22 protein-coding genes are annotated in these 24,763 nt (G+C 68.6%); 5 read left to right on the top strand and 17 right to left on the bottom strand.

The features are described 5' to 3' along the window. Positions 1 to 34: 34 nt before the first annotated feature. The gene (locus CHC09_RS22360; protein ID WP_089295125.1) at positions 35 to 1,237 is read right to left on the bottom strand and encodes a calcium-binding protein; all 1,203 of its coding nucleotides are present in this window, start codon (positions 1,235 to 1,237) and stop codon (positions 35 to 37) included. A 235-nt stretch (positions 1,238 to 1,472) separates the two neighbouring features. On the opposite strand from CHC09_RS22360, the gene CHC09_RS22355 reads away from it, so the two are divergent. Next, positions 1,473 to 1,934 carry a phage tail protein gene (locus CHC09_RS22355; protein WP_089295124.1) on the top strand — a complete coding sequence of 154 codons (462 nt, stop codon included), beginning with the start codon at positions 1,473 to 1,475 and terminating at the stop codon, positions 1,932 to 1,934. Between the two features lie 9 nt (positions 1,935 to 1,943). Here the strand turns inward: CHC09_RS22355 and CHC09_RS46445 are convergent, their stop codons facing one another. The 4 genes from CHC09_RS46445 to CHC09_RS22335 form a co-directional block, all read right to left on the bottom strand. Next, positions 1,944 to 2,711 (bottom strand): hypothetical protein, encoded by a 768-nt coding sequence (locus tag CHC09_RS46445; protein WP_089295123.1) that lies wholly within the window; start codon positions 2,709 to 2,711, stop codon positions 1,944 to 1,946. Then, a complete protein-coding gene (locus tag CHC09_RS22345; protein ID WP_089295122.1) occupies positions 2,696 to 3,256 on the bottom strand; it encodes an RNA polymerase sigma factor in 561 nt (186 codons plus the stop codon). Before CHC09_RS22345 ends, CHC09_RS46445 begins: the two co-directional genes overlap by 16 nt. 169 nt (positions 3,257 to 3,425) lie before the next feature. Beyond that, on the bottom strand, positions 3,426 to 4,019 hold the full coding sequence (locus tag CHC09_RS22340; RefSeq protein ID WP_089295121.1) for a hypothetical protein: 594 nt from the start codon (positions 4,017 to 4,019) through the stop codon (positions 3,426 to 3,428). A gap of 8 nt (positions 4,020 to 4,027) precedes the next feature. Then, positions 4,028 to 4,240: a hypothetical protein gene (locus CHC09_RS22335; RefSeq protein ID WP_089295120.1), complete on the bottom strand. Its 213-nt coding sequence runs from the start codon at positions 4,238 to 4,240 to the stop codon at positions 4,028 to 4,030. Between the two features lie 285 nt (positions 4,241 to 4,525). Here CHC09_RS22335 and CHC09_RS22330 point away from each other — a divergent pair, with 285 nt between their 5' ends. Continuing rightward, complete coding sequence (locus CHC09_RS22330; RefSeq protein ID WP_089295119.1) at positions 4,526 to 6,811, top strand: Ig-like domain-containing protein; 2,286 nt, start codon at positions 4,526 to 4,528, stop codon at positions 6,809 to 6,811. 66 nt (positions 6,812 to 6,877) lie between these two features. Here CHC09_RS22330 and CHC09_RS22325 read toward each other — a convergent pair whose 3' ends face one another. From CHC09_RS22325 to CHC09_RS22310, 4 genes are all read right to left on the bottom strand, one after another. Further along, on the bottom strand, positions 6,878 to 7,060 hold the full coding sequence (locus CHC09_RS22325) for a hypothetical protein (RefSeq protein WP_143232462.1): 183 nt from the start codon (positions 7,058 to 7,060) through the stop codon (positions 6,878 to 6,880). Between the two features lie 80 nt (positions 7,061 to 7,140). Further along, complete coding sequence (locus CHC09_RS22320; protein ID WP_179277224.1) at positions 7,141 to 8,301, bottom strand: glycosyltransferase family 2 protein; 1,161 nt, start codon at positions 8,299 to 8,301, stop codon at positions 7,141 to 7,143. A gap of 246 nt (positions 8,302 to 8,547) precedes the next feature. Then, positions 8,548 to 9,432, bottom strand: coding sequence for a peptidase inhibitor family I36 protein (locus tag CHC09_RS22315; protein WP_089295259.1), 885 nt, complete (start codon positions 9,430 to 9,432; stop codon positions 8,548 to 8,550). Positions 9,433 to 9,485: 53 nt separating this feature from the next. Next, positions 9,486 to 10,310 carry a peptidoglycan-binding domain-containing protein gene (locus CHC09_RS22310; protein WP_089295116.1) on the bottom strand — a complete coding sequence of 275 codons (825 nt, stop codon included), beginning with the start codon at positions 10,308 to 10,310 and terminating at the stop codon, positions 9,486 to 9,488. A 246-nt stretch (positions 10,311 to 10,556) separates the two neighbouring features. On the opposite strand from CHC09_RS22310, the gene CHC09_RS22305 reads away from it, so the two are divergent. After that, positions 10,557 to 10,898 (top strand): ABC transporter permease, encoded by a 342-nt coding sequence (locus CHC09_RS22305; protein ID WP_373871926.1) that lies wholly within the window; start codon positions 10,557 to 10,559, stop codon positions 10,896 to 10,898. Positions 10,899 to 10,949: 51 nt separating this feature from the next. Here the strand turns inward: CHC09_RS22305 and CHC09_RS22300 are convergent, their stop codons facing one another. From CHC09_RS22300 to CHC09_RS22270, 7 genes are all read right to left on the bottom strand, one after another. Then, positions 10,950 to 11,516 carry a hemerythrin domain-containing protein gene (locus CHC09_RS22300; protein WP_089295115.1) on the bottom strand — a complete coding sequence of 189 codons (567 nt, stop codon included), beginning with the start codon at positions 11,514 to 11,516 and terminating at the stop codon, positions 10,950 to 10,952. Positions 11,517 to 11,741: 225 nt separating this feature from the next. Then, positions 11,742 to 14,318, bottom strand: coding sequence for an Ig-like domain-containing protein (locus CHC09_RS22295; protein ID WP_143232461.1), 2,577 nt, complete (start codon positions 14,316 to 14,318; stop codon positions 11,742 to 11,744). 237 nt (positions 14,319 to 14,555) lie between these two features. Continuing rightward, positions 14,556 to 15,488 (bottom strand): SpoIID/LytB domain-containing protein, encoded by a 933-nt coding sequence (locus CHC09_RS46440; RefSeq protein WP_179277223.1) that lies wholly within the window; start codon positions 15,486 to 15,488, stop codon positions 14,556 to 14,558. Between the two features lie 65 nt (positions 15,489 to 15,553). Further along, positions 15,554 to 16,327, bottom strand: a complete 774-nt coding sequence (locus CHC09_RS22285) for a peptidase inhibitor family I36 protein (protein WP_089295113.1) — start codon at positions 16,325 to 16,327, stop codon at positions 15,554 to 15,556. A gap of 196 nt (positions 16,328 to 16,523) precedes the next feature. Continuing rightward, entirely contained in the window at positions 16,524 to 17,507 is a 984-nt protein-coding gene (locus tag CHC09_RS22280) for an NBR1-Ig-like domain-containing protein (protein WP_089295112.1), read from the bottom strand. Between the two features lie 125 nt (positions 17,508 to 17,632). Further along, complete coding sequence (locus CHC09_RS22275; RefSeq protein WP_089295111.1) at positions 17,633 to 19,579, bottom strand: ABC transporter ATP-binding protein; 1,947 nt, start codon at positions 19,577 to 19,579, stop codon at positions 17,633 to 17,635. A 104-nt stretch (positions 19,580 to 19,683) separates the two neighbouring features. After that, on the bottom strand, positions 19,684 to 22,110 hold the full coding sequence (locus CHC09_RS22270) for a phosphoketolase family protein (protein WP_089295110.1): 2,427 nt from the start codon (positions 22,108 to 22,110) through the stop codon (positions 19,684 to 19,686). A 430-nt stretch (positions 22,111 to 22,540) separates the two neighbouring features. On the opposite strand from CHC09_RS22270, the gene CHC09_RS22265 reads away from it, so the two are divergent. Beyond that, on the top strand, positions 22,541 to 22,861 hold the full coding sequence (locus tag CHC09_RS22265; RefSeq protein WP_089295109.1) for a helix-turn-helix domain-containing protein: 321 nt from the start codon (positions 22,541 to 22,543) through the stop codon (positions 22,859 to 22,861). 52 nt (positions 22,862 to 22,913) lie between these two features. Here CHC09_RS22265 and CHC09_RS46435 read toward each other — a convergent pair whose 3' ends face one another. Further along, entirely contained in the window at positions 22,914 to 23,411 is a 498-nt protein-coding gene (locus CHC09_RS46435) for a hypothetical protein (protein ID WP_179277222.1), read from the bottom strand. Positions 23,412 to 23,775: 364 nt separating this feature from the next. Between CHC09_RS46435 and CHC09_RS22255 the strand changes: the two genes are divergently transcribed. Beyond that, positions 23,776 to 24,738 (top strand): YncE family protein, encoded by a 963-nt coding sequence (locus CHC09_RS22255; RefSeq protein ID WP_089295107.1) that lies wholly within the window; start codon positions 23,776 to 23,778, stop codon positions 24,736 to 24,738. Positions 24,739 to 24,763: the final 25 nt, after the last annotated feature.

The raw sequence follows: 24,763 nt of genomic DNA, 5'->3' as shown, positions 1-24,763 counted from the left end.
AGGGGCGCCCCTGTGAAGGGGGCGCCCCTTTTGCCTACTCGCAGTTGATCTTCGTGCTGGCGGCGCCGGCGTAGCAGCTGTCGCCGTACTCGCCGACCTGGGTGCCGCCGTCGAGTGTGTTGGTCTCGGTGTCGGACTCGCCGTCGATGGAGCTGCCGGTGCCGCGGAGGTTGTCGTCCCCGGCCTCGCCGAAGAGCCGGTCGTTGCCGTCGCCGCCGATCAGCCAGTCGTTGCCGTCGCCGGCGTAGATCAGGTCGTTGCCGAGCTCACCTTCGACCCAGTCGTCGCCGGGACCGGCGTAGACCGTGTCGTTGCCGGACTCGCCGTACACGAAGTCTTTGCCGTCGCCGCCGTACACGAGGTCGTTGCCGCTGCCGGAGTGGATGAAATCGCTGCCGGCGTCGCCGTAGATCGTGTTGCCCAGGTTGCCCCACGCGGAGAGTGAGTCGTTGCCCGCACCGCCGCGGATGACGTCCTTGCCACCGTGGCCCTCGATCATGTTGGCCCCGGCGTTGCCGGTGAGGATGTCGTTGCCGGAGCCACCCCAGATGTTCTCGACGTCGGTGGCGATGGTGTCCTTCTCGCCCTTCTCGCCGTCGTTGGCCTTGCCGTCGAGGTTGGCGGTCACGGACCTGGTGCGGTTCCAGTAGATGGCGTGGTCGCTGCCGGCGCCACCGCCCAGGTAGTCGGCGCCGGCCTGGCCGTCGAGCTCGTCGGCGCCGGCCTGCCCGTAGAGCTTGTCGTTCCCGGTGCCGCCGTAGAGGTCGTCGTTGCCGGCCCCGCCGTAGACCTTGTCGTCGCCGGCGCCGCCGTTGAGCACGGCGTCGCGGGCGCTGCCGCCGACGATGCTGTCGTTGCCGCTGCCGCCGTAGGCGTTCATCGGGATGCCGGTCTTGTTGGTGATGACGTCGTTCCTGTCACCGGTGCTGACGGTGACGAGCGCCGGGTTCGACGTGGTCGTGCACTGCACGCGGGTCTTGTCGCTGCCGACCCGCTTGCAGCCCTTGCCGGGCTTGATGGTCACCTTGTCGTCGATGACGACGACCCGGCCGGAGCGGGTCACCGTGATCGCGTTGGCGTTGCCGGAACCTGCGGTGAAGGCCACCCGGGTGGCACTGGTCACCGATGCGGTCCCGGTGGTGGCCGCCTGCGCGGGCGTGCTCAGCGTGAGCACGGCAGCCGTGGCGGCGAAGGCCGAGACGGTCCAGGAGAGCTGCGAACGGAATCGATAGATCATGATGCGCGATACGATAGACAGGCTTGCCAAGCGGTTGCTCCTGGTTTCGTGCCATTGCGGTGACCGAGCTGGAAGCGGCCAAGGCTCGATCCGGCAAATCTCTTCCTTCAATTCGTGCGGGCTGGACCCGGAAGGCGCGACCGGAGCGGTATCGGCAATTCTGGATCGCTCCGCGGGTCGGGGTGCGGGCTTGTAACGTCACGTACAAGCGGGCGCATATGTGGAGGAAGTCGTCATGTCCTATGTCGTGGACTTCGAGACGGTGTCGACGGTCGGCCTGGAGTCGTCGCCGGTGGCGGCGGCACTGGCCGGCCTGCGGGCGAACGAGGCCCGGTACTTCAAGAACAAGTACGACCACGTCTTCACGGTCGAGCCCGCGAGCGATGCCGCGGCGACCGTCGACTGGGTGAGCCGGATCCTCGAGGAGGAGCGCGGGCTCGTCATCGCCTCCCGCCCGCTGGAAGCGACCGGGTTCCAGGTCGAGAACATCCGGATGGCGTACGTCTTCTACGAGAGCGGCCTGTCGATCAACGTGATGTACACGCTCGACGACGGCGGGAAGCGGGCGGTCGGATTCAAGCTGTCCGACGGGATGGAGGTTCCGGCCGAGCTCGGGTCGTTCAAGTTCGCCCGGCAGAAGTCGAAGCTGGCCGGAACCATCCGCGGCTCCTTCTTCGTGATCAAGAAAGAGCACTAGTCCCGCGGGTCAGGGCAGTTCGGACGGGCGGTGGCTGGTCGTTCCGGCGGCGGTGTGCACGGTGACCGTGAGCGTGTCGACCTCGCCGCCCTCGGCGCCCGGCCACCACGCCGCCCACCAGCCGGCCTTGACGCTGGCCTGGAAGACCCGGCCGCCGTTCGTACGGATCTCGACCCCCGTGACGTCGGGGCCGGCGAAGCCGATGATGTTGGACCACATGCTCCGGCCCTCACCGAACGAGCTCATCGTCTCCAGGGTCACGCCGTCATGGGCCGGAGCCGGGGGCTTGGTCGTCGCGTCGGTCAGGCCCATCGCGGCGAACTGGTCGGCGCCGGTGCTGAGGCACTCGATCACGGATCCGCCCTTGCGCATGACCAGCAGGGTCGCCTTGCCACGCTGTTCGGCGAGCACCACGTCGTCCGGAGTGGCCGTGGTCGTCCCGCCGACCCCGTTGCCGGCGCACTGCCGGGCCTGCGGGAGCACCTGCTCGCCGGTGCGGGACGTCGGCGCGGCCGTCCAGGAGGCCACCGCCTCCTGCGCCGCACCGGGGAACAGGGCCGGTACCGCGACGGCGCCGACCACGCCGGCCGCCACCGCCGCGGCGCCGGCGAGCATCCATCGACGGCGCACCTGGTGAGCGGGGCGCCTGGTGACCTCGCCTGCCATCACCCGCTCGACGAAGGCCTGCGAGCGCGTCCACTCCATGGCGGTGGGCTCACGGTCCCGGGCCGGGTCGAGTACGGCGAGATTCCGCAGGTCGTTCATGCGTTCGTCCATGACTGCTGCTCCTTGACGGTGTACGAGGGGAGAGCGGCGGGGTTGACAGCCGGTTCCAGGGCCGCCTGCAGCCGCTTGCGGGCGCGGGCCAGCCGCATCGCGAACGCCGATCGCCGGCAGTTCAGCACGGTGGCCGCCTGCTCGGACGTCAGGCCGTCGAAGGCGACCAGCGCGAGCACCTCCCGGTCGGCGGGGCTCAGCGACCGCCAGGCCTTGTCCAGGTCGACGCGGGCCGCGGCCGCACCGGCGCCGTCCGGCTCGTGCGGGATCTCGACCCGCATGAGCCGGACGTCGAGAGCACGACGCCGCAGCCAGCCCCGGGTCTGGTTGGCCATGGTCCGGCGAGCCACGGCGAACAGCCAGGGCCGCGTGTCGTCGGGAAGTTCGCCGAGACGCCGCCAGGCGGTCATGAAGACCGTCGACACGATGTCCTCGGCCTCGTCGGCCGGGACCCGCCGCTCGACGAACCGCAGGAGATCGGCGAACGTGTCCCGGTGCAGCGCCCGGAACCGTTCTTCCGCCTCCGGGGTGACGGGCCCCCTCATGTACGTACTCCTCGGTAGTCCATGCCCCACACCTGTCCGGGGCGACGGACACTGTCACACCCCGTCCCGGACTTTCTCCACCCGACCCCATCGGCAGAACCGGCCGGAACGCGCCGATGCCGGCGCGGTTGGTTCACCGCGCCGGCATTCGGGATCGCTTCCTGGGCTGTTACTTGCCCCTGGTGCTCTTGTTGAGGGCCTTCAGGGTGGCGCGAGCGTCCTTGGCGGTCGTACGGATCGTCTTGACCTGGGCGCGGATGGCGTCGCCGTCCGGACCCGGCTGGATTGCGAGCAGCGCGTCGACCTTGCCGTCCAGCGACTTCTCGACGGCGTCGAGCTTGGCGTCGTCGGCGTTCTCCCGGTCGTGCAGTTTGCCGGCGGCGGCCAGTTCGGTGTCGATCACGATCGAGAGTCGCACCTTCGGGCCGGTCAGGATGAATACCCGGTAATCGACCACCATGCTGCGGGCGTCCGCCTTCAGCGCCTCGGCGGTCGTCTCGGCCTCGGTCTTGGCGCGCAACTTGGTCAGCTCGGCGGACTGGCCGTCGATGAGCTGCTGCAGCGTCTGCTTGTGCGCGGCCTGGAGGTGCTTGGCCTTGTCGAGCGCGGCGGAGTCCTTCTTGAGGGCGTCGAGCCGCTTGTCGATCCGGGTGATCACGGCCTTCTTGACGACATCGAGCGGCTTGCCTGCGGCTGCCACCGGGGAGGCGGCGAGCAGTACGCCGAGGGTGGCGGCCAGGGAGGCGGCGAGAACGCGTTTCATGGGGGACCTCAATCCTCTTCTTCAGCGGGCTGGTCGTCGTGGTCGAGCTGCTCGTCGGCCTCGTTGAGAAGTGAGTCGACGCCGTCGGCGGATCGAGCGTTCTGGCTCGCCGTCGGCGTCGCGGGGGCCGGTGGTGTCGTCTCCTTCGGCGCGGCGCCGCGGTCGCAGCCGCCGGCGATCAGGGCGCCGAGCACGAGCGCGACAGCCAGGGTTCGTCTCATGGCGAGAGATTCTGCCGATCGTGGGTCAGCGAACCGCTCGTACTTTGTAAGGGTTTTGTCAGGGCCGGCGGTAGCAGAGCTGCGGTGGCATCCCGCTCACGGTCAGCTGTGCGCTCACGACAATCAGTCGATGCCCGGCACCGTCCGGGGTGCGAGGTGAGATCCGTTTCATCAGGGACTGCGCACCAGCTTGATGATCTTTAATATGTGCGGTAACTGATCTTCTACGGGGGAACCGTGCACCGAACCTTTTCCCGCCGAATCCTCACTACTCTGACCGCCTCGATGGTCTCGGTCGCGGGCCTGACCGTGCCGGCGTACGCCGCTGCTGAACCGCCGCTGCTCGCCGGCGCAGAGCAGGAGCTCAGCGCTGCGGTCGGCGAGGGCTTCGCCGCCACCCTGTCGGTCACCAACACCGGCACCACAGCGATCGACGGCGTCGCCGTCAACTTCGCGAGCGCCAATGGCTTCGAGGCCACCGAGCAGTTCGCCAACTGCACCTATGAATCCGGGCGGCCGCGGGGCTGCACCTTCGACCAGACGCTGGAGCCGGGCAAGTCGTACCGGGTAGTCGTACCTTTCCGGTCTGGCGCGGACACGTACGCGCCGGGCGGTCTGTACGGCCAGTTCCAGTGGCAGACCAAGAACGAATACAGGCCGACCGGCATCGCCGGCACCGGCACGAACCTGCAACTGCAGGAGGGCGGCAAACTCGGCGAGAGCTCGGCCGGCGCCTGGCAGCATGTCTCGGTCACGGTGACCGGCCAGAACGGCGCGGATCTGGTCGCTGTCGGCGACGCGGTCACCGGGACGGTAGGTGAGGTCGTGGACGCCGAGATCGGTGTCCACAACAACGGCCCGGCAACGCTGGACTGGTCGCCGGGCGGCGAGTCGCCAGGCCTGGTCGTCGTTACCATTCCGGCTGGAACCTCGGTGGTCAGCGCGCCCGGCTGTGACGTCTGGCCCGAGCAGGCGCGCCAGTACGCGTGCCAGACCGCGACGAGATTCAAGGTGGGCGCGACCGAGACCTGGAAGTTCTCCCTGCGGATCGAGGAGGTCGTCACCGATGGCGCCGGGTCGATCGAGGTGAACCCGGACTGCCAGTGCCAGCGCTTCCTCGACGATCTGGACAAGTCGAACAACAAGGCGCCGGTGACGGTGACCGCGAGCGGCTCCCCGGACACGACCGCGCCGGTGATCGTGAGCAGCGGACTCACCGCGGACCTGCCGCACAGGGCGCTGTTCGACTTCCGCCCGATGGTGACCGACAACGTCCGGGCCATCCGGCTGGACGTGACCGTTCGTACGCCGGGCGAGTCCACCACCTGGGCCAGCTGCAAACCGTACTCGCCGGTGGCGCCCACGTTCTGGGCCTGCAAGGCGAACACCACCTCCCGGGCCGGCAACGAGTTCGACACCGAGATCACCCTGCAAGCGTTCGACGCGGCCGGTAACGGCAGCGAGCCGGTCACCACCAAGGTGCACATCGACAACAAGATGCCCAAGGTGACCTTCTCGCCGAAGGCTCAGACGGCGATGCGCCCGGGCCCGGTCACGATCGAGTTGACCGATGTGCCCGACGACGTGGTGACTGTCAAGGTGCTCGCCGGCGGTAGCGGCGATGAGCTGGCCACGCTCACCGAGGCGCCCTGGTCCTGGACCTGGAACGCCGTGTCAGGGGCCAAGTCTCCGTGCTTCCAGGCCACCGACAAGGCCGGCAACAGGTGGCCCGAGTGCACCGAGTACGTCGTCGATGGACGGAACCCGGACATCACGGAGGTGGACTACGTCGGCTCGTACTCATGGAACCGGCTGGACAACGGTGACGGTTGGGTCGGCGGGGTCAGCCTGGTGCGGGCCACCGTCATCGACCAGACGCCGATCGTCCGTACCGAATGGTGGGTGAACGGCGTCCTCGCCTGGACCTCGCCGGAGGATTTCCAGTGGGACGCCCGGGCGATCACGGCGCCCACCGCGACCCTGGAGCTCCGCGTCTGGGACGCCGCCGGCAATGCCACGTCGAAGTCCTTCCCGGTCAATATCGACAAGGCGGCACCGACGGCGGTGATCTCCCCGGCCGAGAAGTCGCTCGTCCGCGGCACCACGTTCGTCACCTCGATCCGGGCCACGGACCGCAACGGGGTCGCCTACACCGGCATCGAAGGGCCGGACTACATCCCCGGCTCGCGTACGACGGCGCGGCTGAAGTCCGGCAGGGACGGCGCGCGGACGGTGACCTGGCAGGTCATCGACAAGCTCGGCAACTCTGCGTACCTCAAGCGCACCGTGATCGTCGACAACACCGCTCCGGCGGCGTCGCTCAAGAGCGCTCCGGCGAACAACGCGAAGCTGACCAGGCCGTTCGGCGTCACAGCCAACGCGAGTGACAAGAACGGCATCGGTCGCGTCGAGCTGCTGATCAACGGTAAGAACGTCGCCATCGACTACCGGGCCGGCTGGGGCTTCACCATCGACCCGAAGAAGTACGGCAAGTCGTTCACCGTCCAGCTCCGCGTCTACGACCGGGCGGGCAACAGCAGGCTGACGACCAAGCGGACCTACCGCCGCTGACCTGAACCGCGAGATCGGCCCGGCTTCCGCACGGCGGGGGCCGGGCCGTCGTCGTGTGTGGTGTTCCTAGCGGGAGCGTTTGAAGGCCGGCTCGCCGTTGACCGTCAGGCGGAAGCGGCTGCCCCGGACACCCACCGGAAGCGGCTCGAGGGCGATCCGCGGGCCGAATTTCGACAGTGTGATCAGCATGCCGCCGATGACGGCGAGCGCCACGCCGACCCAGATCACGTTCAGGACGGACAGCGTCATGCCGGCCATCGTCAAGCTGATGCCCGTCTTGGGCAGCATTCCCTGGTACACGAGTTCAATTCCTTTTCGCTCTGGTGTGGTCAGCTTTCGACCCAGGACCCTTTGTCGCCGCGTACGAACTTGAGCAGCGCCTTGACGTAGATGAAAGTCAGCAGGAGGGTGTACGCCTGCTCGGGCACGAACAGGGCGGCGTAGAGGCGGGCCCGCCAGCCCATGGCCCAAACGCTCCACACCCGCTCGCCCAGCAGGAGCACCGACGGCAGGGTCCAGTACCAGCGGAAGGTCAGGTCGCCCAGCCACAGCAGGGACGTCGTCAGCCCGATCAGGTAGGCGACGGCGACCACCGCGGAGAGGAACAGGCCGGTCTGCTGCCGCCAGTACGTCCAGCGCATGTGGAACGGCATCTGGCGGCCGTACTGGGCGATGTTGCGCAGCGCGCCCAGATACCACCGCTCGCGCTGGGCCACCAGCTTGGGCACCGCCTCCATCACGTCGGTGGTGGCCCACATGCCGGGCGGGGACAGCACCCGGTAGCCGCAGGACTGGAGGGCGAAGGTCAGCTCGTTGTCCTCGGTGAGGCTGTGCGTGTCGTAGAACGACCGCCCCGCCGGCAGCAGCGTGCCGGACCGGCGCTGGCGTCGCACGTCGAGCAGCGCACCGTAGGAGAACAGGGTGCCGGTGCCGGTGAGCACGAACGCCCGGTGGGCCATCCGGCCGGAGACCTGGGCGTAGCGGTGGTACTCCATCCGCTGGAGGTAGCCCAGCACGCTCGTGCACTCGCGGCCGGCGAAGGTGCCACCGACCCCGCCCACCCCGGAGATCAGGTTGCGCTCGGCGATGGCGAGGAAGTCAGGGTCGAGGGTGGTGTCCGCGTCCATGATGAGGACGGCCCAGTGCCACGGGTTGCCCAGATGCGGTTCGAGCTGGTCGAGCGCGAAGTTGATGGCCCCGGCCTTCTTGTCGGGGTTGCGGCCGGGGTACGGCATGACGTGGGCGCCGGCGGCGTGGGCGGCCTCGGCGGTGTGGTCGGTGCAGTTGTTCGGCACGACGACGATGTGGTCGGGGCGGCGGGTCTGCATCCGGAGCGACCGGATGGTGGCGGTGATGGCGTCGCCCTCGTTGTAGGCCGGAACCAGGGCGATGATCCGGATGCCGTAGTGGACGGCGCCGATCCGTCGCGTTCCGTCGCCTGGCAGGCGCTGCGCGGGGATCGTGCCGCTGTCCGTGAACGCCCACTCCATGAACGGGGGATGTTCACCTGTGGTAGCGATGACGAAGCTCCTTGTGAGCGAGTCCGCCGGGGGACGTGTCTCGTTGGATAGGAAAGAACCGTATGTGGATTCGGCTCTTTCTGAAATCGCTCGCCAGGGGTCATCCGAAAACCCGTTCACATGCCGTTCGGTTGATTCGCTGTCGAAATCCGGGCACAGCGGAGCGGGCATGATCGGCTCTTGGAGAGCCGATCATGCCCGACAGCCGGAAACGTTCTACTTCTCGTTGTAGCCCTGGGAGTTCCAGAACGAGGTCGGGTCCGGGTTGTCCAGGGTGGGGTCGTTGACACTGAGGGACGCGTGGGTCTGGCGACCGTTGCGGACCTCGACGTGGGTGTGCGCGGCGGAGCTGGAGGAGACCCCGTGCCACGACTCGTCGGCGATGATCTGGCCCCGGCTGATGGAGTCGCCCACGCTCACGCCGGACCTCGGCGCGGTGTGCAGGTAGATCACCGTCTTGTTCAGCGAGGAGTTGTAGACGGCGATGGTGGACAGCCCACCGCTACCGGTGCTCCCCTGCGCGACGTAGGTGACCGTTCCGGCCACCAGGGCGTGCACGTCCGAGCCGACGCTGCGGGCGATGTCGATGCCCTCGTGCCGGCCGGGCGTGGTCGTGTAACCGTCGAAACCGCAGGTGACCGAGCCGCCGCTGGTCTGGTACAGCGCGTACGAAAGATTCGTGCGCGAGGACGGCGAGAACTGGTGCGAGGCGTTGTTGTTCTTCAGCGTGGAGTTCAGGTTGCCCTTCGCGCCGGCCGCGAAGTCCTGGTACGAACCGGCGAAGTTGCTGTTGAAGTAGACCCGGACGGTCTCGTCGCTCCGGTTCCAGACCGAGGCCGCCTCGTTCTTGACGCACAGGCCCTTGCCGCTGCCGGCTCCCTTGAAGTCGTAGCACGACGGCTGCTCGGCGCCGTAGTCATCGATCGAGCCGGTGAAGTCCGAGATCGATCCCTCGTTGTCGCTGTTGTAGTAGAGGCAGAACTCGCCGCTGTCGCAGACCCCGTCCCGGGCCGCGGCCGACGCCGGCGCGGCGAAGCTCAGGGCGGAGGTGGCGACGGCGAGAGCGGCGCCGGCGACGGCCAGGCTCTTACGGATGTTCATGGTGTCCTCTCGTGAAGACCGGTCGGTGATCGAGGGGTGGTTCGGGGTGCGGGTCACTGCCCGCGCTGGTACTGCTCCCAGGTCTGGATCGAGACCTTCGGCCCGTCGTCCGGGCCGCGGCCGGCCAGGCCGTTGAGGCCGAGGTAGTAGTCGCCGATCTGGTGTTGTGCCTGGCTGGACAGGTCGGTGTCGTTGATCGCCGCGGCGTGGATGTGCCACGGCCAGTCACCCTGGCTCGGGTCACGGACCCAAGCGGCGAAGCCGACCCGGCGTAGCGCTCTGGCGACCGCGGTGCGCTTGGTGGCGTTCATCCCGGTGACCGAGATGTCGACGACGCCGCCGCCGTCGTGCGTGCCGGCCGAGGTCGGGTCGCCGCCGGGGTTGTAGGAACCCTGCTCGAGGACCAGCTGGTAACCGAGCAGCCGCTGGGCCTCGGCGAGCATCGCCTGGGTACGGGCGTTGACGACGTACCCGTCGCGCTGCACCGTCGTGCCGACGCTGATCGTGTGGGTGACCGTGTACCGGTCCTGTCCGAGTTTGGTCAGCGATGCCGTGCCGGGCAGCCCGTTGGCGTCCAGGCCGGTGTAGCCGAGCGAGCGCTGGTAGGCCGCGTACGCCGCGACGGTCTCGGTGCCGAAGTAGCCGTCGACCCAGCGCGGGTCGAGCAGATCCTTGGCGTCGAGGGCCTGCTCGACGGCGAGGACCGAGGTCTTCGCGCCCGGGGTCAGGGTGCTGTCGGCGCGCCGGGGGTCGATCTGGGCCGCCAGGACGGTGGCCTCCATGTCTACGGAGACCGAGGACGTCGCGTTCGCCGGGTTCGGAACGCCGACCGTGAGGCAGAGCGTGGCCAAGCCCGCGGTAAGCCAGGAACGGTGCATGGCCGGTCCTCCTTGCAGAGTTGGATTGCCGTTCGGGACGGCCATCACCTTGCGAGAAGAGACCTGCTGTTCGGTACCCCGTTGATCGTGTCAGATCGATCTGACCGGCGCTGACCTCGGAAAACGTGGGTGTAAGGAAATCAATGTCGGACGGGCCACCGTCAGTTGTCCACCTGTCAGCGACGCGCTCACCGCCCGCGCCGCTGCTGCGGGGGCCTTCGGCAGCCTCTTCCTCGGGCTCAGGCGGTGGCGCTGATTGTCGGAGCGGTCGGCGTCGCCAACATCATGATCATCTCGGTGCTGGAGCGCCGCTCCGAGATCGGCCTGCGCCGTGCCCTCGGTGCGACGCGGAGCCGGATCCGGACACAGTTCCTCGCCGAGTCGATCCTGCTCGCCGTCCTCGGCGTGCTGGCCGGGGCCGCGGCGACGGTCGTCTACGCCGGCTCGAAGAATTGGACCGTCGTGATCCCGGTTGCGGCGTGGTCGGGCGGAATCGTCTCTGCCGTCCTGATCGGTGCTTTCGTCGGCCTGATGCCGGCCGTGCGCGCATCCCGGATGCCGCCCACCGTGGCGCTGCGCACCGGATAGGCGGGAGCACCTGGGCACGGCGGCCCGGGGGATCCGGGCCGCCGTTCCGCTCTACCGGTTCGCTTTCCTGTGCCAGTCCCGGACGGCGTCGCGCGTCCGGTCGAAGATCGCCATCGGCGGTCCGACCAGCACCATCGTCTTCGCGCTCTCACCCATTCCGGCGTGCGGCCGGGTCGGCGCGACGGCCTCGGCGGCGCGCACGGCGCCCGCCATTCGGCGCAGCTTCGCCGGGTCGGTATTGCGCCGCAACACGGGGAACTCCTGCTGCTCCTCGTGTGTGGCGTGGGCGATCACCTTCCGCTCGAAAGCGGCGAACACCTCGTCGAAGTCGTGCGCGTCGGTGCCGAGTGCGTACAGGTTCGTCAGCTCCCGTTTCGCCTCGTTCTCCTCGTGCAGGCACGCGTCGACCACGGCGTCGCTGGCGTCGTGCCGGGAGGCGGGGTGCACGATCAGCTCCTCCGCGCTCTCGTGCACGGCGAGCAGACGTACGAGCTGATGGAAGGCGTGCTTGCGATCCTCACCCGTGGTGCTCCTCACCTCGGCGAACAAAGACTTGATCTCGTTGTGCTGGTCGCAGAGCAGCTCGATCACGTCTTGGTCCTGCTGCGTCGTCGTCATGGCGAACCTCCACGTTCTGGTCGACGAGACCCGGCTAAATTATCCCGGCGAAAGTCCGCATATTCCTGAAAAACAGCAGGTGGAGGCCACTGTTCCGGGAAGCGGAGCCCAGCCCCCTGGAAAGTGAACGGCCGGGCCTCCTGGTGTGGAGGCCCGGCCGTGTGCTGTGCGGGAGTGCAACGGCGTATTCGGGATGCCGGGCCGTCCGTCGAACGGCGCCGAGGTTCAGCGCCGGTACGTGCGCTTCTCGCTGTACACGACGTTCCTGGCCCGGTCGTACGCCCGAAGTTGCATGGTGAAGGTCTTGCCGTACTTCTTCGGGTCCAGGGCCAGCTGGTAGGCGGCCGTCCTGTCGGTCATCACGACCTTGCCGTCGATCAGCAGTTCGACCCGGTCGACGCCGAGATTGTCCGCGGCGGAGGCGGAGATCGTCACCTTGGCGCGCAGCGTGCTGTTGTTCTTCGGCGCGCTGGTGATCCGGAGTGTCGGCTTGTGGTTGTCGATGTTCACCGTCTTGCGCACCACCGCGGGGTTGCCCGCTTTGTCCTGCCCCTGGAATGTGATCGTGTGCCGCCCGTCGGCGAGGTTTCCGATGGCGAGCTGTGCGGTCCACGGCGCGGCGGTGACCGCGACGGCCCGGCCGTTGTCGATCTGGACCCGCAGCTGGGCGAGGCCGGAGGCGTCCACGACCTTGGTGACTCCGGCGGTGAGCGTGGTGCCGCGGGCGTACGCGCCGGCCGCGGGGCTGGTCGTCAGGGCCGGCGCCTGGTTGTCGACGAGCACCTTCCGGGTCGTCTCCGTGACGTTGTTCAGCGAGTCGTAGACCCGGACGGTCATCGTGGCCGTGCCCTCCGGGGCGGTGGCGGACCAGCGCAGCGAGGCGCTGCCGTCGCTCGCGAGACCCTTGACGCTGTCGGTCAGAGTGCCGTTGATCAGCAGCTGGACGTCGGTCACTCCGCTGGGGTCGCTCGCCTCGACGCGGATCTTCTCGCCCGCCCGGAGGTAGCCGTCGGTGACCGGGAACCGCACCTTGGTGCTCGGGCCGGCGAAGTCCGCGGCGGTCTGGTCCTTGGCGTAGACGGTCACCGTGCCCGCGCCGGACCGCTTGATCGTGACCATCTGGGCCGGGGTCGGCACGCCGTTCGTGTCCACTCCGGACAGCAGGTACGAGCCGGGCGGCAGCTGGTTCGCGCTGGACGGCATCGAGACCGACATGGTCTTGCCGTTCTGGCTGAACGCCAGCGGTATGCGCCGCTGGTCGGTGTTGTACGAGTGGGTGACGCTGGTGGCCCGGATCAGCGACACCGAGGCCAGCTTGCGGCTGTCCGAGAGCTCGAGCGACACCGTTCCGCCGTAGGTCAGCGCGCCGCTGATCGCGGTGATCTGCGACCGGTTGGCCCAGCGCACCCGGCCGTCGGTGCCCTTGGTGAACAGGTACGGCGGGTAGAAGATCTCGGCGTTGAAGTTGTCCTCCGGCCCCGGAACCCCACCGGCCGCGGTCAGCACCGAGCCGCCGGGCAGCAGCACCGCGGTGGAGTGGTAGCTGCGGATCCGCTGCGCCTTGGCGGCGTCGCGCCACTTGCGCGTGGCGGGATTCCAGATCTCCGAGTCGTACGCGGAGTTGGCCGCGCCCGACTGGGTGCCGACCCGGGTGCCCCCGTTGGCCAGCACCTCACCGTTGGGCAGCACCGTCAGGTTGAGCCAGTTGCGGGCGAGCCGCATCGGGTTGGTCGCGGCGACCACCGGGTTCGCGCCGTTGATGTCGACGAGGGTGGCCTGGTCGGTGGCGACCTGGTTGCTCCCGTTGTTGTACTGGCCGCCGCCGGCGAACAGGAGCTTGCCGGGCGCGTACATCACCGAGGAGCCGGAGACGCCGATCGGCACGGGCAGCTTGCCCAGCGCGGTGACCTTGCCGGTGCCGGCCGGGTCGAGCTTCCACAGCTGGTCGTAGGAGACGCCGAAGACCTTGCCGTCGGGTGCGACGTACGCCCGCGGGTACCACCAGCGGTTGTCCCGCGCGCCGAACGCCACCGTGCTGTCCGCGCCGGTGAGCCGGGTCCACGCGCCGGTGCCGGTGCCGATCTCCGGGGTGGTGGCGACGGTGGTGTTGTCGTCCGGCTTCTGGAACGCGTCGACGTTGTAGGAGTCGCCGCCGCCGAGGACCAGCATCCGGTCGTCGGGCAGGCGCAGCACCGAGGTGTACCAGCGTTGCCGGTTCAGCTGGGCGCCCATCGTCTGCTGGCCGTTCGCCGGGTCGTAGACCATGGTCGCTGTGGTGGAGTTGCCGCCGACCATCAGCAGCCGGCCGTCGGGCAGCCGCTCCAGCGAGTTGCAGAACGCGTCGTACTGGTGCATGGACGCCGCCTGGCGGTGCGCACCGGTACCGACACCCGCGGCCGGATCCCAGTCGTCGTAGGAGAATCCGCCCTGCTTCGCCTCACCGGGCGGCGTCCCGTAGCTGACCACGTGGCCGTTGGGCAGCAGCGCCATGTGGATGCCGACCAGCGGCCATGCCGCGAGGGCCGAATACACGCCGGTGACGTGGGCGTTCGCCGGCGGGACGAACTTGCCGAGGTAGGGCTCGGCGGGCTGGTTCAGGGCGATCCGGCTGGACCCGACGGTCACCTGGCCGGCGCCGGCGGCGAGGGCGTGTTGCCCCGCGTGGTTGTGTTCGGGCGCGGCGTCCTGTTCCGCGGACAGGGCGGTGCCGACCGACACCGCCATTCCTCCCGCCACGACGGCCGCGATCGTGGCTCCCGCCACCAGCCGGCGCCTGCGGCGCGACATCCCCACACGAACCATTCCCGCTCCTATCCACGCAACACGGTGCGGCGTCACAGCACCCGCCGCACCGCGGGGCGTGACTGCTCGGTATCGGCGGGATCGTCGTGAGCGACTCCCAGCGCCGGGCATCGATACGATGCCGGGCGATTTTACGATCATCAGTGGGTACGCGGACAAAAGGGGTCCGGAAATGCGGCGGAACGCACGCGCCGCCCACCGCGGATCCGCGGTGGGCGGCGTGGTTCGCGCGGGACGTCAGGAGACGGTCACGTCGCTGTAGTAGTGACGGAGAATCGACTGGTAGCCGCTGCCCGAGTTGGCGAGGTCGCGCGAGCCGTACTGCGACATCCAGTTCCCGTCCACCCAGGCGCCGCACGCGGTCGTGGTCGCGCAGTAGTGCGCCTGCAGGATGTTTCCGCTGCGGGTCATCCGGGTCGACCAGGTCCGGTCCACCGCGGCGGACGTCGAGGCCTGCGCCGACGACGGCTTGTAGACCTGGTCGCCGGTGTCGTCACGGACGTCGTAGCAGACCCCGCCGGAGGTCTTCCGGCTCGAGTGCAGCGCCCAGTACCAGGCGTAGCTCTTGACGGCCATGGCGCCGGCCTCCAGTGAGGCGTCCGGCCAGCTCGTGATCCACTCGTTCGGGAGGACGTTCTTGACGTACGTCTTGAAGTCGACCCGGTCGACCCGCCCGAGGCTGACCCGGTAGACCAGGATCGTGGTCGGCAGAGTGCTGTTGGTGCCGTCGGTCTTGCAGCCCGTCGGAGTGTCCGTGGACACCAGTTCGTGCGAGGCGTTGTTGTTCTTCAGCGTGGCGTTGAGGTTGCCCTTCGCCCCGGCCGCGAAGTCCTGGCTCGCGCCGCCGAAGTTGCTGTTGAAGAAGACCCGCACGGTCTTGCCGGTCCGGTTCCAGACCGACGCGGCGTTGTTCTTCACGCACACGCCCTGGCCGGTGCCGGCGCTCTTGAACTCGTAGCAGGACGGCTGGGCCGTGCCGTAGTCGTCCTCGGAGTCGGTGAAGTCGGAGAGCGAGCCGGCCTGGTTGCTGTTGTAGTAGTAGCAGAACTCGCCGTTGTCGCAGGTTCCGTCGCGGTCGGCGGCGGATGCCGCGCTCGGCGCCACCGCGACGCCGACGAGCGCTGCCACCAGGGCGGTCAGAAGGCCCGGAGCTTTTTTCAGAATGGTCATCTACGGCCGCCGATCGGAAGGGCTGGGAAGCTGCGGGTACGGGAGGGGTGCGAACGCATCACGGTTCACCAGCTGCTCGGGACGTAGGCCCAGCCCAGGTAGTCGGCGCGGTCCCGGAAGTTGTTGGTCTGGTAGACGGTCGTTCCGGTGCTGATGGCGCTGTTGCCGCCGATGGAGAGCATGATGTGGCCGGCCGACGTGGTGGACGTGAAGAACACCGCCGTTCCGGCGGGCGGCACCGAGCCGGTGTGGATGCGCCCGTTGTCCCGCTGCCAGCGGTAGTGCGTCATCGCCGTGGCGAACCGGCCGCTGGTGCCGAACGCCCGCTCGACGAAGAGCTCGCACTGGTTGTTCCAGTCGGTGTGCCCGAGGCGCGCCCTCGCGAACGCGATGGCGTCGTCCGCACGCGCGTCGTCCGGGAAGGCGGTGCCGCCGATGTCGTGCGAGGCGTTGTTGTTCTTCAGCGTGGCGTTGAGGTTGCCCTTCGCCCCGGCCGCGAAGGACTGACTCGCCCCGCCGAAGTTGCTGTTGTAGTAGACCCGCACGGTCTTGCTGGTGCGGTTCCAGACCGACGCGGCGTTGTTCTTCACGCACAGGTCCTGGCCGTTGCCCGCGCTCTTGAACTCGTAGCAGGACGGCTGGGTCGTGCCGTAGTCCTCGATCGACTCGGTGAAGTCCGAGACGGAGCCGGCCTCGTCGCTGTTGTAGTAGTAGCAGAACTCACCGCTGTCGCAGACCCCGTCCCGGGCCGCGGCCATCGCTGGCGAGGCGACGCTCAGGACGGAAGTGGTCATGGCGAGCGCGGTGCCGACGACAGCGAGGCTCGTGCGGAGGTTCATGAGGGGGTGTCCTTTCCGGACAGCGAGGATCGATCCGCCTCGCAGGTTGGGAGTCGTGTTCGGAACGGACACCACACTGCGAGAGGAGATCTGCTGTTCGGTACCCCCGCTGACTAGTCAGATCCGTCAGACGGTCACTGACCTCGACGGATACGGTGTTGTCAGCTTTGGCCGAGGCTCAGGACTGACACCGTGCTCAGGCGTTGACGGTGACCAGGAAGTACACCGGCCGCCGGCTGGGGAAGTAGGGCTTTCCGTTCTCGTCGACCATCTTCCAGCCGACCCAGCACTTTCCGGGCTTGCTCGGTGCGGTGACCATCACGCTGATCATGACCGTTTCGCCGGGCGCGGTGTCGCCGATCGGCACCCGGTCCGGCACCTGGCAGCCGTTGTCCTCACCGGTCGCGTCGATCCGCGCCAGGAAGCGGTTGTGCCAGGTGACCTTGCCCGCGTTCGAGAGCGCCCACACCTTCTTGAACGTCTCGTTCACCTTCACCGGCGAGCCGTCGGGGTAGGTGATGTCGCCGACGAACTGGCTCGAGTCGCCGGGGATCAGCGAGTCCGAGAACCCGTCCGAGGAGGGTGACGGCGTGGCTTTGTGATCGAAGAACGACCGGCCGCGGACGACGATGCCGAGGACGGCGACCAGCGCCACCACCGCCGCCGCCGTGGCGAGCCACGGCGACCGGTGCCGTCTCGAACCCGTGCCCTCGTCCTCCGCGACCTCCTCCGGGTCGTCCTCGTCCCGCGGGGCGCTCCGGTCCATCGGTACGAGGTCCGAGCGCGCGGCGACGCCGGATATGCCGGTCTTGTCGACCACCGGCGTGCTCCCGAAGGTCCTGACGCCGGTCGCCATGGCGCTCACGGCGGTCGGGGCGTCGAGGACCGGTGCCGCGGCGTGGACCGCCCCGGGGTGCTGAGCGTTCTCCCACCGGCGTCGCCACTGGGCCTCGTCGGCCCCGCAGACCCGGACGAACTCCCGCGTGGTCTCCCACGAGGGGAACCTGGTCCCGGCGGCGGCCTCGTGCAATGTCGTGTGGGAGATCCGGCCCGATCGCCCGGCCATCTTCCGGAACGACGGGTTTCCCACGCCGGCGCGCAGGGTCCGCAACTGTTCGGCGAACCTCTCAGCGGCGGTGCCGTCCTGAGCCGACTCGGCGCCGACGGGTTGGTCTCCCATTCGTCCTCCATTGTCAGACGTCGCTGTCAGGCGCTGTCAGGGCGTGTAAGAGCGCGTGTAAGAACGGGTAGGAGGGTACCGAACCGGACGCGGAGATCATCAATGTGATGTTGGACAGGTCGGCGTCACGACTGGTAGCCGGCGGCCTGCAGGGTGAACAGTTGTCGATAGGTGCCGTCAGCGGCCATCAACTCACGGTGGGTGCCGGCCTGGATCAGAGCGCCGTGTTCGAGGACGAAGATCTGGTCGGCGTGCGTGATGTTGGCCAGCCGGTGCGTGATCAGGATCGTCGTCCGGGTGCCCTGCCGGCCGCGCAGGGCCTGGAAGAGGGCGTCCTCGGCGCGGGGGTCGAGCGCTGACGACGGCTCGTCCATGATCAGCAGCGGGGCGTCGCGCAGGAACGCCCGGGCGGCGGTGATCCGCTGCCACTGTCCACCGGACAGGTCCTGCCCTTCCTTGAAAGTGCGGTCGAGCAGCGTGTCGTAGCCGTGCGGAAGCTCGAGGATCATGTCGTGGGCGGCGGCCTTCCGCGCCGCCGACTCGATCAGATCCTGGTCGGCGGTCGCGTCGATGTCGCCCATCGCGATGTTCGTCGCGGCGCTGAACGGCCACTGGTGATGGTCCTGCAGGGCCACGGCGATGTGCCGGCGGACCTCGTCGGTCCCCCAGGCGGCGTACGGCCGGCTGTTCCAGAGCAGTTCGCCGCCGGTCGGCGCGCGCAGGCCGGCGATGATCGCGGCCAGCGTCGACTTCCCGGAGCCGTTCTCCCCGACCAGCGCGATCGTCTGGCCCGCCCGGATCGTCAAGGTCAGCTCGTCGACCGCCGGCCGGTCCCGGTCGGGATACCGAAAGCTCACCCCACGCACCGTCAGCTCGCTCAGCTCCCCCGGACCCGGGCGGTCGGCGCCGCCCTCGTCGCTGGGCGACGGTAGATAGCCGGTCGCGTTCTCGAGGAAGCGGACGTACTCGTTGAAGAACTGCCCGGACGCGTAGACCCGGTCCACCTGGAACGTCACCAGGGCCAACGCCCGCTGCGCGGCCTGCACCGCGATCACACAGGTGGCCGCGGCCGCGAGCGGAATCTGCCCGTCCAGCAGGAGCAGCCCCAGCAGCGCGTACACACCGGCCAGCGCGAAACCGCCGATCGCGGCGCCGACGCTGGTGGTGGCGGTGACCCGCTGCGCGACCCGGAGTTCTTCGCCGATCTGGGCACCCATCACCTGGTCGTAGAGGCGCAGCAGAAAACCGCGCAGTCCGTACGAGCGCAGCTCGGCAGCCGACTTGCGCTCGGCCATCAACCGCTGCAGTACCCACTGCCGGCGACGCCGCGTCGAGCTGGCCAGATAGCTGCGGAACCGGACATGCCCGGCGCGCAGCGCCGCGTACCCGGTCGGCACGGTCGCGACGAGCAGCGCGACCAGCAGCAGCGGGTGGATCGTCACCACCGCGATCGCGACCGCGAGCAGGCTGACCAACCCGGCGAAGAGGTTCATGGTGTTCTGCACCAGCTCGATCGCCGCCTCGGTGCCGCGGGTCGCGCGTTCCATCCCCTCGGCGAAACCGTCGTCGTCGAACGCCCGCAGCTCGACCGCGGTGGTGTGCTCGAACAGTTCCCGCTCGACAACCAGATGCACCCGTGGCGTCAACCCGTTCAACGCGTATCCGACCGCCATCCCCAGAGCACCGCGGAGCGCGGTCGCGCCGGCCAGCCACGCCAGCGCCGGCAGCGCGGCCCGGACCCGATCCGGGGTCGGGCCACCGGCGAACAACTCGATCAGCACGCGTTGGGTGGCCAGCAGCCCGAAGGCGGCGAGGACACCCGAGCACGCCGTCGTCGCTGTGACAACGCCGGTGCGCAGCCGGTCGGCGCCCCAAGCCACCCGCACCGCTTTGCGGATCAAGCCGGGCAGCTCCGCGAAGACTCCGGCGATGCCCGCGTCGGCCCGGGCCCGCAGCCCCGTCTCCCACCAACTCGGACGGAACTCGGGCAGCACCGCGGGTGCGGTCCCTGCAGCGGTCTGACCTGGGATTCTGCCGTTAGCGTGTACTTCTACATGCTGGTGGTCAGTCATGTCCTACGGGTACCTGACAGCGGGCTCGGCGAGGTGTCGGGTGCGCGACTGTCTACGCCTATCCGGCACAGACAGTCACGCACCCGGTCATCTCGAGCCTCGTCTCAGTCGGTCCAGACCCAGTCGCGGATCTCCGGTTGGTCCTCGAAGTGCTCGTGGGCGTACGCGTTGGCCGCGGCGATCCGCGCCTCGCATTCGGCCAGCAGGCCCGCTGCCCGGTCGCCGAGGTGCGGCGTGCGCCGGATCGCCTCGGCCGCCAGGTGGAAGCGGCTCATCTCGTTGAGCACGGTCATCTGGAACGGGGTGGTCGTGGTTCCCTGCTCGTTGAAGCCGCGCACGTGGATGCGGTCCACGTCGGGCTGGCCGTGCACGATCTCGTGGATGGCCCGCTGGTAGCCGTGGAAGGCGAAGATCACCGGTTTGTCCGCGGTGAACAGTTCGACGAACTCGTCCGGGGTGGTGCCGTGCGGGTGGTGGCCGGCCGGGAAGAGCCGCATCAGGTCCACCACGTTGACCACCCGTACGCGCAGGTCCGGCGCGATCTGGCGGAGGAACCAGGCGGCGGCCACGGTCTCCTGGGTGGAGATGTCGCCGGCGCAGCCCAGCACCACGTCCGGGTCGCCGCCGTCGTCGTTGCTCGCCCGATGCCAGATGGAGGCACCCCGGTCGCAGTGCTCGATGGCCTGGTCCATGTCCAGGAACTGCAGTTGCGGCTGCTTGTCCTGCACGATCAGGTTCACGTAGTTACGGCTGCGCAGGCAGTGGTCGGCGACCGAGAGCAGGCAGTTGGCGTCCGGGGGCAGGTAGATCCGGGTGACCGTGCCGCGCTTGGACAGCATCACGTCGATCAGCCCGGGGCCCTGGTGGCTGAAGCCGTTGTGGTCGTTACGCCAGCAGGTCGAGGTGAGCAGGATGTTCAGCGACGCCACCGGCGCCCGCCAGGGCAGGTTCATCGCCTCCTGCAACCACTTGGTGTGCTGCACCGTCATCGACGCGGACACCATCGCGAACGCCTCGTAGGTGGCGAAGATCCCGTGCCGCCCGGTCAGGGTGTACCCCTCCAGCCAGCCTTCGCAGAGGTGCTCGCTGAGCACCTCCATCACCCGGCCGTCCGGGGAAAGGTGGTCGTCGATGTCGAGGGTGGGCCCGACGAAGCAGCGGTTCTCCACCTCGAAGACGTTGCCCAGCCGGTTCGAGTTCGTCTCGTCCGGGCAGAACAGCCGGAAGTTCGCCTGCTCCGCGTTGCGGGTGTAGATGTCGCGGAGCATCATGCCGAGCCGGCGGGTGGACTCCTGCCGGATCACGGCCGGTTGCTTCGGGTCCACCTCCACCGCGTAGTCACGGAAGTCCGGGAGATCCAGGTCGACGAGGATGCTCCCGCCGTTGGCGTGCGGATTCGCGCTGATCCGGCGGGTGCCACGCGGTGCCAGGCCGGCCAGTTCGGGAATCAGCCGCCCGTTGTTGTCGAAGAGCTCCTCCGGCCGGTACGACCGCAGCCACTCCTCCAGTTGCGCCAGGTGAGCCGGGTTGGTCCGGGTGTCGGTCATCGGCACCTGGTGTGACCGGAACGTGCCTTCGGCGGGCCGCCCGTCCACCTCCTTCGGCCCGGTCCAGCCCTTCGGTGTCCGCAGCACGATGGCCGGCCAGCGCGGACGCTCGAACAGCCCGTGGTCGCGTGCCGCCTCCTGGATCGCACGGATCCGGTTGTGGGAGATGTCCAGGGCCGCGGCGAACGCCTGGTGCACGCGGGCCGGGTCGTCGCCCTCGACGAAGAGCGCCTCGTAGCCGTTGCCCTGCAGGAACGCGCGGAGGTTGTCGTCGGTCTCCCGGCCCAGCACCGTCGGCCCGCTGATCTTGTAGCCGTTGAGGTGCAGGATCGGCAGTACGGCACCGTCGCGTGCCGGATTGAGGAAGGCGGTGCCGCGCCACGCGCCGGCCAGTGGCCCGGATTCCGCCTCGCCGTCGCCGACCACCGCAGCGACGATCAGGTCCGGGTTGTCGAAAGCCGCGCCGAAGGCGTGCGACAGCACGTAGCCCAGTTCGCCGCCCTCGTGGACGGAGCCGGGCGTCTGCACGCTCACATGGCTGGGGATCCCGCCGGGGGTGGAGAACCGCCGGCACAGCAGCCGCAGCCCCGCCACGTCCTGCGACACCTCCGGGTAGACCTCCGAGTAGGTGCCCTCCAGGTACGCGTGCCCCACCAGCGCCGGCCCGCCGTGCCCCGGCCCGGCCAGGTAGATGACGTCGGCGTCGCGTTCCGAGATCAGCCGGTTGAGGTGGGTGTAGATCAGGCTGAGTCCGGGGGAGGTGCCCCAGTGGCCGAGCAGCCGGGGCTTGACGTGTTCGGCCCGCAGCGGCTCCCGCAGCAGCGGGTTCTCCTGCAGGTAGATCTGCGCGACGGTCAGGTAGTTCGCCGCGTGCCAGTAGCGCAGCATGCGGTCGAGCGTTTCCGGGTCGAGTGGACCGGGTGCCGCCTGGCGGCCGTCACCGGTGCTCACCGCGCTGGAGAGGGTGGTGTCGAACGTGTACATGCCGGTCGGCCCTTCTGTCGGATCGGGCTCCTGCAAACCTCGGGACACGATTTCCGCTGCTGAGGACGATGGGCGCCGGAACAACCCTCGGTTCTCCGCCCGGCCCGCACATCACCCATAACGGATGAGTCGGGACGATCAGGTGACGCTCGAGGTGCGGGAGGCCCCGGCGGTGCGGCAAGAAAACCTATGATCAGCGAGCTAGACATTCTCGCCGTGAATGGGTAGTCTTCCTCTCATCGAGAGCGAAGATCTTTTAAAGACGCCGACGAGTTGGACAGTTCACCGCACCCATGCGGCGAACAGCACGAGAGCACTACAGCATGTAGAGGCAGAGGAAAAGGAGGTCAGGACACTGTTGGATCGTTTTCGACCCACTACCCTGGGCCCCGGTGCTTCTGCACCGGGGCCCTCGTCATGGAAGGCAGGAATGGCAGGACCCGACGACATGTTCGGTGACGACGACTACCCCGCTTACACGATGGGCCGCGCCGCGGAGATCACCGGCGCCACGCAGGACTTCCTGCGCCGGCTCGACGACGCGAAACTGATCACCCCGTTCCGATCCGCCGGCGGACACCGCCGCTACTCCCGTCACCAGTTGCGCCTCGCCGCACGGGCCCGAGAGTTGGTCGATCAGGGCACGGCTCTGGAAGCCGCCTGCCGGATCATCACCCTCGAGGACCAGCTCGAAGAGGCCCTTCGGCAGAACCAGCAATACCGGCGCCAGCAAGAGGGCGGCGCCGCCTGAACGAACGATCGACGGCCCTTCCCCGCTGGCGGGAGAAGGGCCGTCCGCGGCGTCACGAGTTGGAGAAAGTGTCGCAACCGCGCCCGTGCTCCCCGAAGTACTTCTGGATCTCGGACGGGACGCCACTGCAGTAACCGGCACTGCCACCGACGAAGTACTTCCACTCGCCGGACGCGTACCGATAGGTCTGGACCGTGCCTTCCTGGCCGGGGGAGTCCACGTTCGTGATCGCCCAACCGCCGTTGTGGCACACGATCGAGTTCATGCGGAGGTCCTTCCGCGGCTTCTTGCCGATCTTGCGCTCGAGCGCATCCATCAGGGTCGCTTCCGTCGCCGGGCACACGGAGTCATTTGAGGCGACGGTCTTCGTCGAGGCCGGAGCGGTCTTCGCCGGGGCGGGCGCGGCGGTGGAGGCCACCGGGGCGGGCGCGGAGCTGGCGACCGGAGCGGCCGTGGCGGCGGTCGTCGGGGTGGCGGTGCTGCCACAGGCGGCGAGGCTGGCCAGGAAACCGGCACCGAGGGCGAGGGCGGCGAAGGTGCGAGCGGACATCGTTATATCTCCCCGTGAAAGTTCGTGTTCAGGCGATGGCAGAACTCTATGGAGCCGCTGACCGAAGTGGATCACGTGTTCGTGCCAGCACCGATGGCTGCCGCGAGTGGCCACGGGCGCCCCATCGGTCACATCGCGGTCGTTGACACCAATGTGGTCAGGGGGATCTTTGCGGCCCATCAAGTGCTTTCCGGGAGCTCCGGAAACTCCGGCCCGGCGATCGTTGCTGCCACCTAGGGTGATCGGTATGCCACTTAGCGTGATTGGCGCGGCTTCGGAGGTGAGGCGACGACGCCTCCGCGATGCCACCGCCATCGGAAGGTCCGCCGCGGCGGGCCTGCTCATCGGAGTGACAGCAGCGGTAATGGCCGGCACACCGGCCCAGGCCGCCCCGATCGTCACGAAGGAGGCCATGGCCCAGACCGTCGGAACGCTGATTCCGGGAAAGATCCGCATCTCTCGGGACGGGACGCACGTGTGGGCGATCAACGCCACACCCGCGTCCACGAGCATCCTCAAAATGGTCAAAATCAACAGTATTCCCGCATGGGTATCGGTACCCCTGCCCGACGACTGCGTCGAACCCGGAGACATCGCCTTCAGCACCGACAGCGACACCATGTATGTCACCGCCCCGGCCAGCAACAAGATCCTTGTCCTGGACGCCGGCACCGGAGCGCCGACCGGAAGAGGCGAGATCGGCACGTTCGGCAGTCCCAACGGCATCGCGGTCGCCAATGTCGGCGGCAGCGACGTCATCTATGTCGTGAACAGCGCCGTCGGCGCGATCACGGCCTACCGGGCGGACGGCATCCCGGTGGGCCGCTGGACGCCGGCCACCTTCGAACCGATCGCGGTGACCGCGAGCCCCGACGGAAGCCGGGTCTTCGTCGCCGGGTCCAACGGCGTCATCATGCCGGTCAGGACCGCCGATCAGATCGCCCTGCCGTATGTCATCGCCGAGGTCGGCAGCGGTTCGGTGGTACGGGACCTGGCGATCACCCCGAACGGCTCGACCCTGATGGTGGCCCTCGACAGCGACCTCGACCCGTTGAACGGTGACGACCACATCGAGGCCTGGGCCATCCGTGACGCCGGCATCTCCTATCTGAACGGGGCGACCACCCGGTCCCTGCTGGCCGGCAACGTCGCCGCCGGCTGGCCGTTGATGAACCTGCCGTTCCAGATTCCGGGCCTCATCGACCTGAATCCCGCCGGCGCTCTGTGTCTCGTCGACGCCATGCTCGATGACCTCGACAACTTCATCGGCCCGTTTCCGGGGGTGACGGGGATCCCGCCGTTCGGCCTGCCGGCTGTCCGAAGCTGATCCGTCGATTGAGGAGGCTCGGCTC

The sequence above is a fragment of the Actinoplanes regularis genome (assembly GCF_900188005.1).
GTDB lineage: Bacteria > Actinomycetota > Actinomycetes > Mycobacteriales > Micromonosporaceae > Actinoplanes > Actinoplanes regularis.
This window is presented reverse-complemented; position numbering and strand designations above follow the sequence as displayed.

What these genes read in the sequence shown, in the direction of transcription:
- CHC09_RS22360 (WP_089295125.1), bottom strand. Translation starts at nt 1,237, where the DNA reads ATGATCTATCGATTCCGTTCGCAGCTCTCCTGGACCGTCTCGGCCTTC.
- CHC09_RS22355 (WP_089295124.1), top strand. Translation starts at nt 1,473, where the DNA reads ATGTCCTATGTCGTGGACTTCGAGACGGTGTCGACGGTCGGCCTGGAG.
- CHC09_RS46445 (WP_089295123.1), bottom strand. Translation starts at nt 2,711, where the DNA reads ATGGACGAACGCATGAACGACCTGCGGAATCTCGCCGTACTCGACCCG.
- CHC09_RS22345 (WP_089295122.1), bottom strand. Translation starts at nt 3,256, where the DNA reads ATGAGGGGGCCCGTCACCCCGGAGGCGGAAGAACGGTTCCGGGCGCTG.
- CHC09_RS22340 (WP_089295121.1), bottom strand. Translation starts at nt 4,019, where the DNA reads ATGAAACGCGTTCTCGCCGCCTCCCTGGCCGCCACCCTCGGCGTACTG.
- CHC09_RS22335 (WP_089295120.1), bottom strand. Translation starts at nt 4,240, where the DNA reads ATGAGACGAACCCTGGCTGTCGCGCTCGTGCTCGGCGCCCTGATCGCC.
- CHC09_RS22330 (WP_089295119.1), top strand. Translation starts at nt 4,526, where the DNA reads ATGGTCTCGGTCGCGGGCCTGACCGTGCCGGCGTACGCCGCTGCTGAA.
- CHC09_RS22325 (WP_143232462.1), bottom strand. Translation starts at nt 7,060, where the DNA reads ATGACGCTGTCCGTCCTGAACGTGATCTGGGTCGGCGTGGCGCTCGCC.
- CHC09_RS22320 (WP_179277224.1), bottom strand. Translation starts at nt 8,301, where the DNA reads ATGGAGTGGGCGTTCACGGACAGCGGCACGATCCCCGCGCAGCGCCTG.
- CHC09_RS22315 (WP_089295259.1), bottom strand. Translation starts at nt 9,432, where the DNA reads ATGAACATCCGTAAGAGCCTGGCCGTCGCCGGCGCCGCTCTCGCCGTC.
- CHC09_RS22310 (WP_089295116.1), bottom strand. Translation starts at nt 10,310, where the DNA reads ATGCACCGTTCCTGGCTTACCGCGGGCTTGGCCACGCTCTGCCTCACG.
- CHC09_RS22300 (WP_089295115.1), bottom strand. Translation starts at nt 11,516, where the DNA reads ATGACGACGACGCAGCAGGACCAAGACGTGATCGAGCTGCTCTGCGAC.
- CHC09_RS22295 (WP_143232461.1), bottom strand. Translation starts at nt 14,318, where the DNA reads ATGGTTCGTGTGGGGATGTCGCGCCGCAGGCGCCGGCTGGTGGCGGGA.
- CHC09_RS46440 (WP_179277223.1), bottom strand. Translation starts at nt 15,488, where the DNA reads ATGACCATTCTGAAAAAAGCTCCGGGCCTTCTGACCGCCCTGGTGGCA.
- CHC09_RS22285 (WP_089295113.1), bottom strand. Translation starts at nt 16,327, where the DNA reads ATGAACCTCCGCACGAGCCTCGCTGTCGTCGGCACCGCGCTCGCCATG.
- CHC09_RS22280 (WP_089295112.1), bottom strand. Translation starts at nt 17,507, where the DNA reads ATGGGAGACCAACCCGTCGGCGCCGAGTCGGCTCAGGACGGCACCGCC.
- CHC09_RS22275 (WP_089295111.1), bottom strand. Translation starts at nt 19,579, where the DNA reads ATGACTGACCACCAGCATGTAGAAGTACACGCTAACGGCAGAATCCCA.
- CHC09_RS22270 (WP_089295110.1), bottom strand. Translation starts at nt 22,110, where the DNA reads ATGTACACGTTCGACACCACCCTCTCCAGCGCGGTGAGCACCGGTGAC.
- CHC09_RS22265 (WP_089295109.1), top strand. Translation starts at nt 22,541, where the DNA reads ATGGCAGGACCCGACGACATGTTCGGTGACGACGACTACCCCGCTTAC.
- CHC09_RS46435 (WP_179277222.1), bottom strand. Translation starts at nt 23,411, where the DNA reads ATGTCCGCTCGCACCTTCGCCGCCCTCGCCCTCGGTGCCGGTTTCCTG.
- CHC09_RS22255 (WP_089295107.1), top strand. Translation starts at nt 23,776, where the DNA reads ATGGCCGGCACACCGGCCCAGGCCGCCCCGATCGTCACGAAGGAGGCC.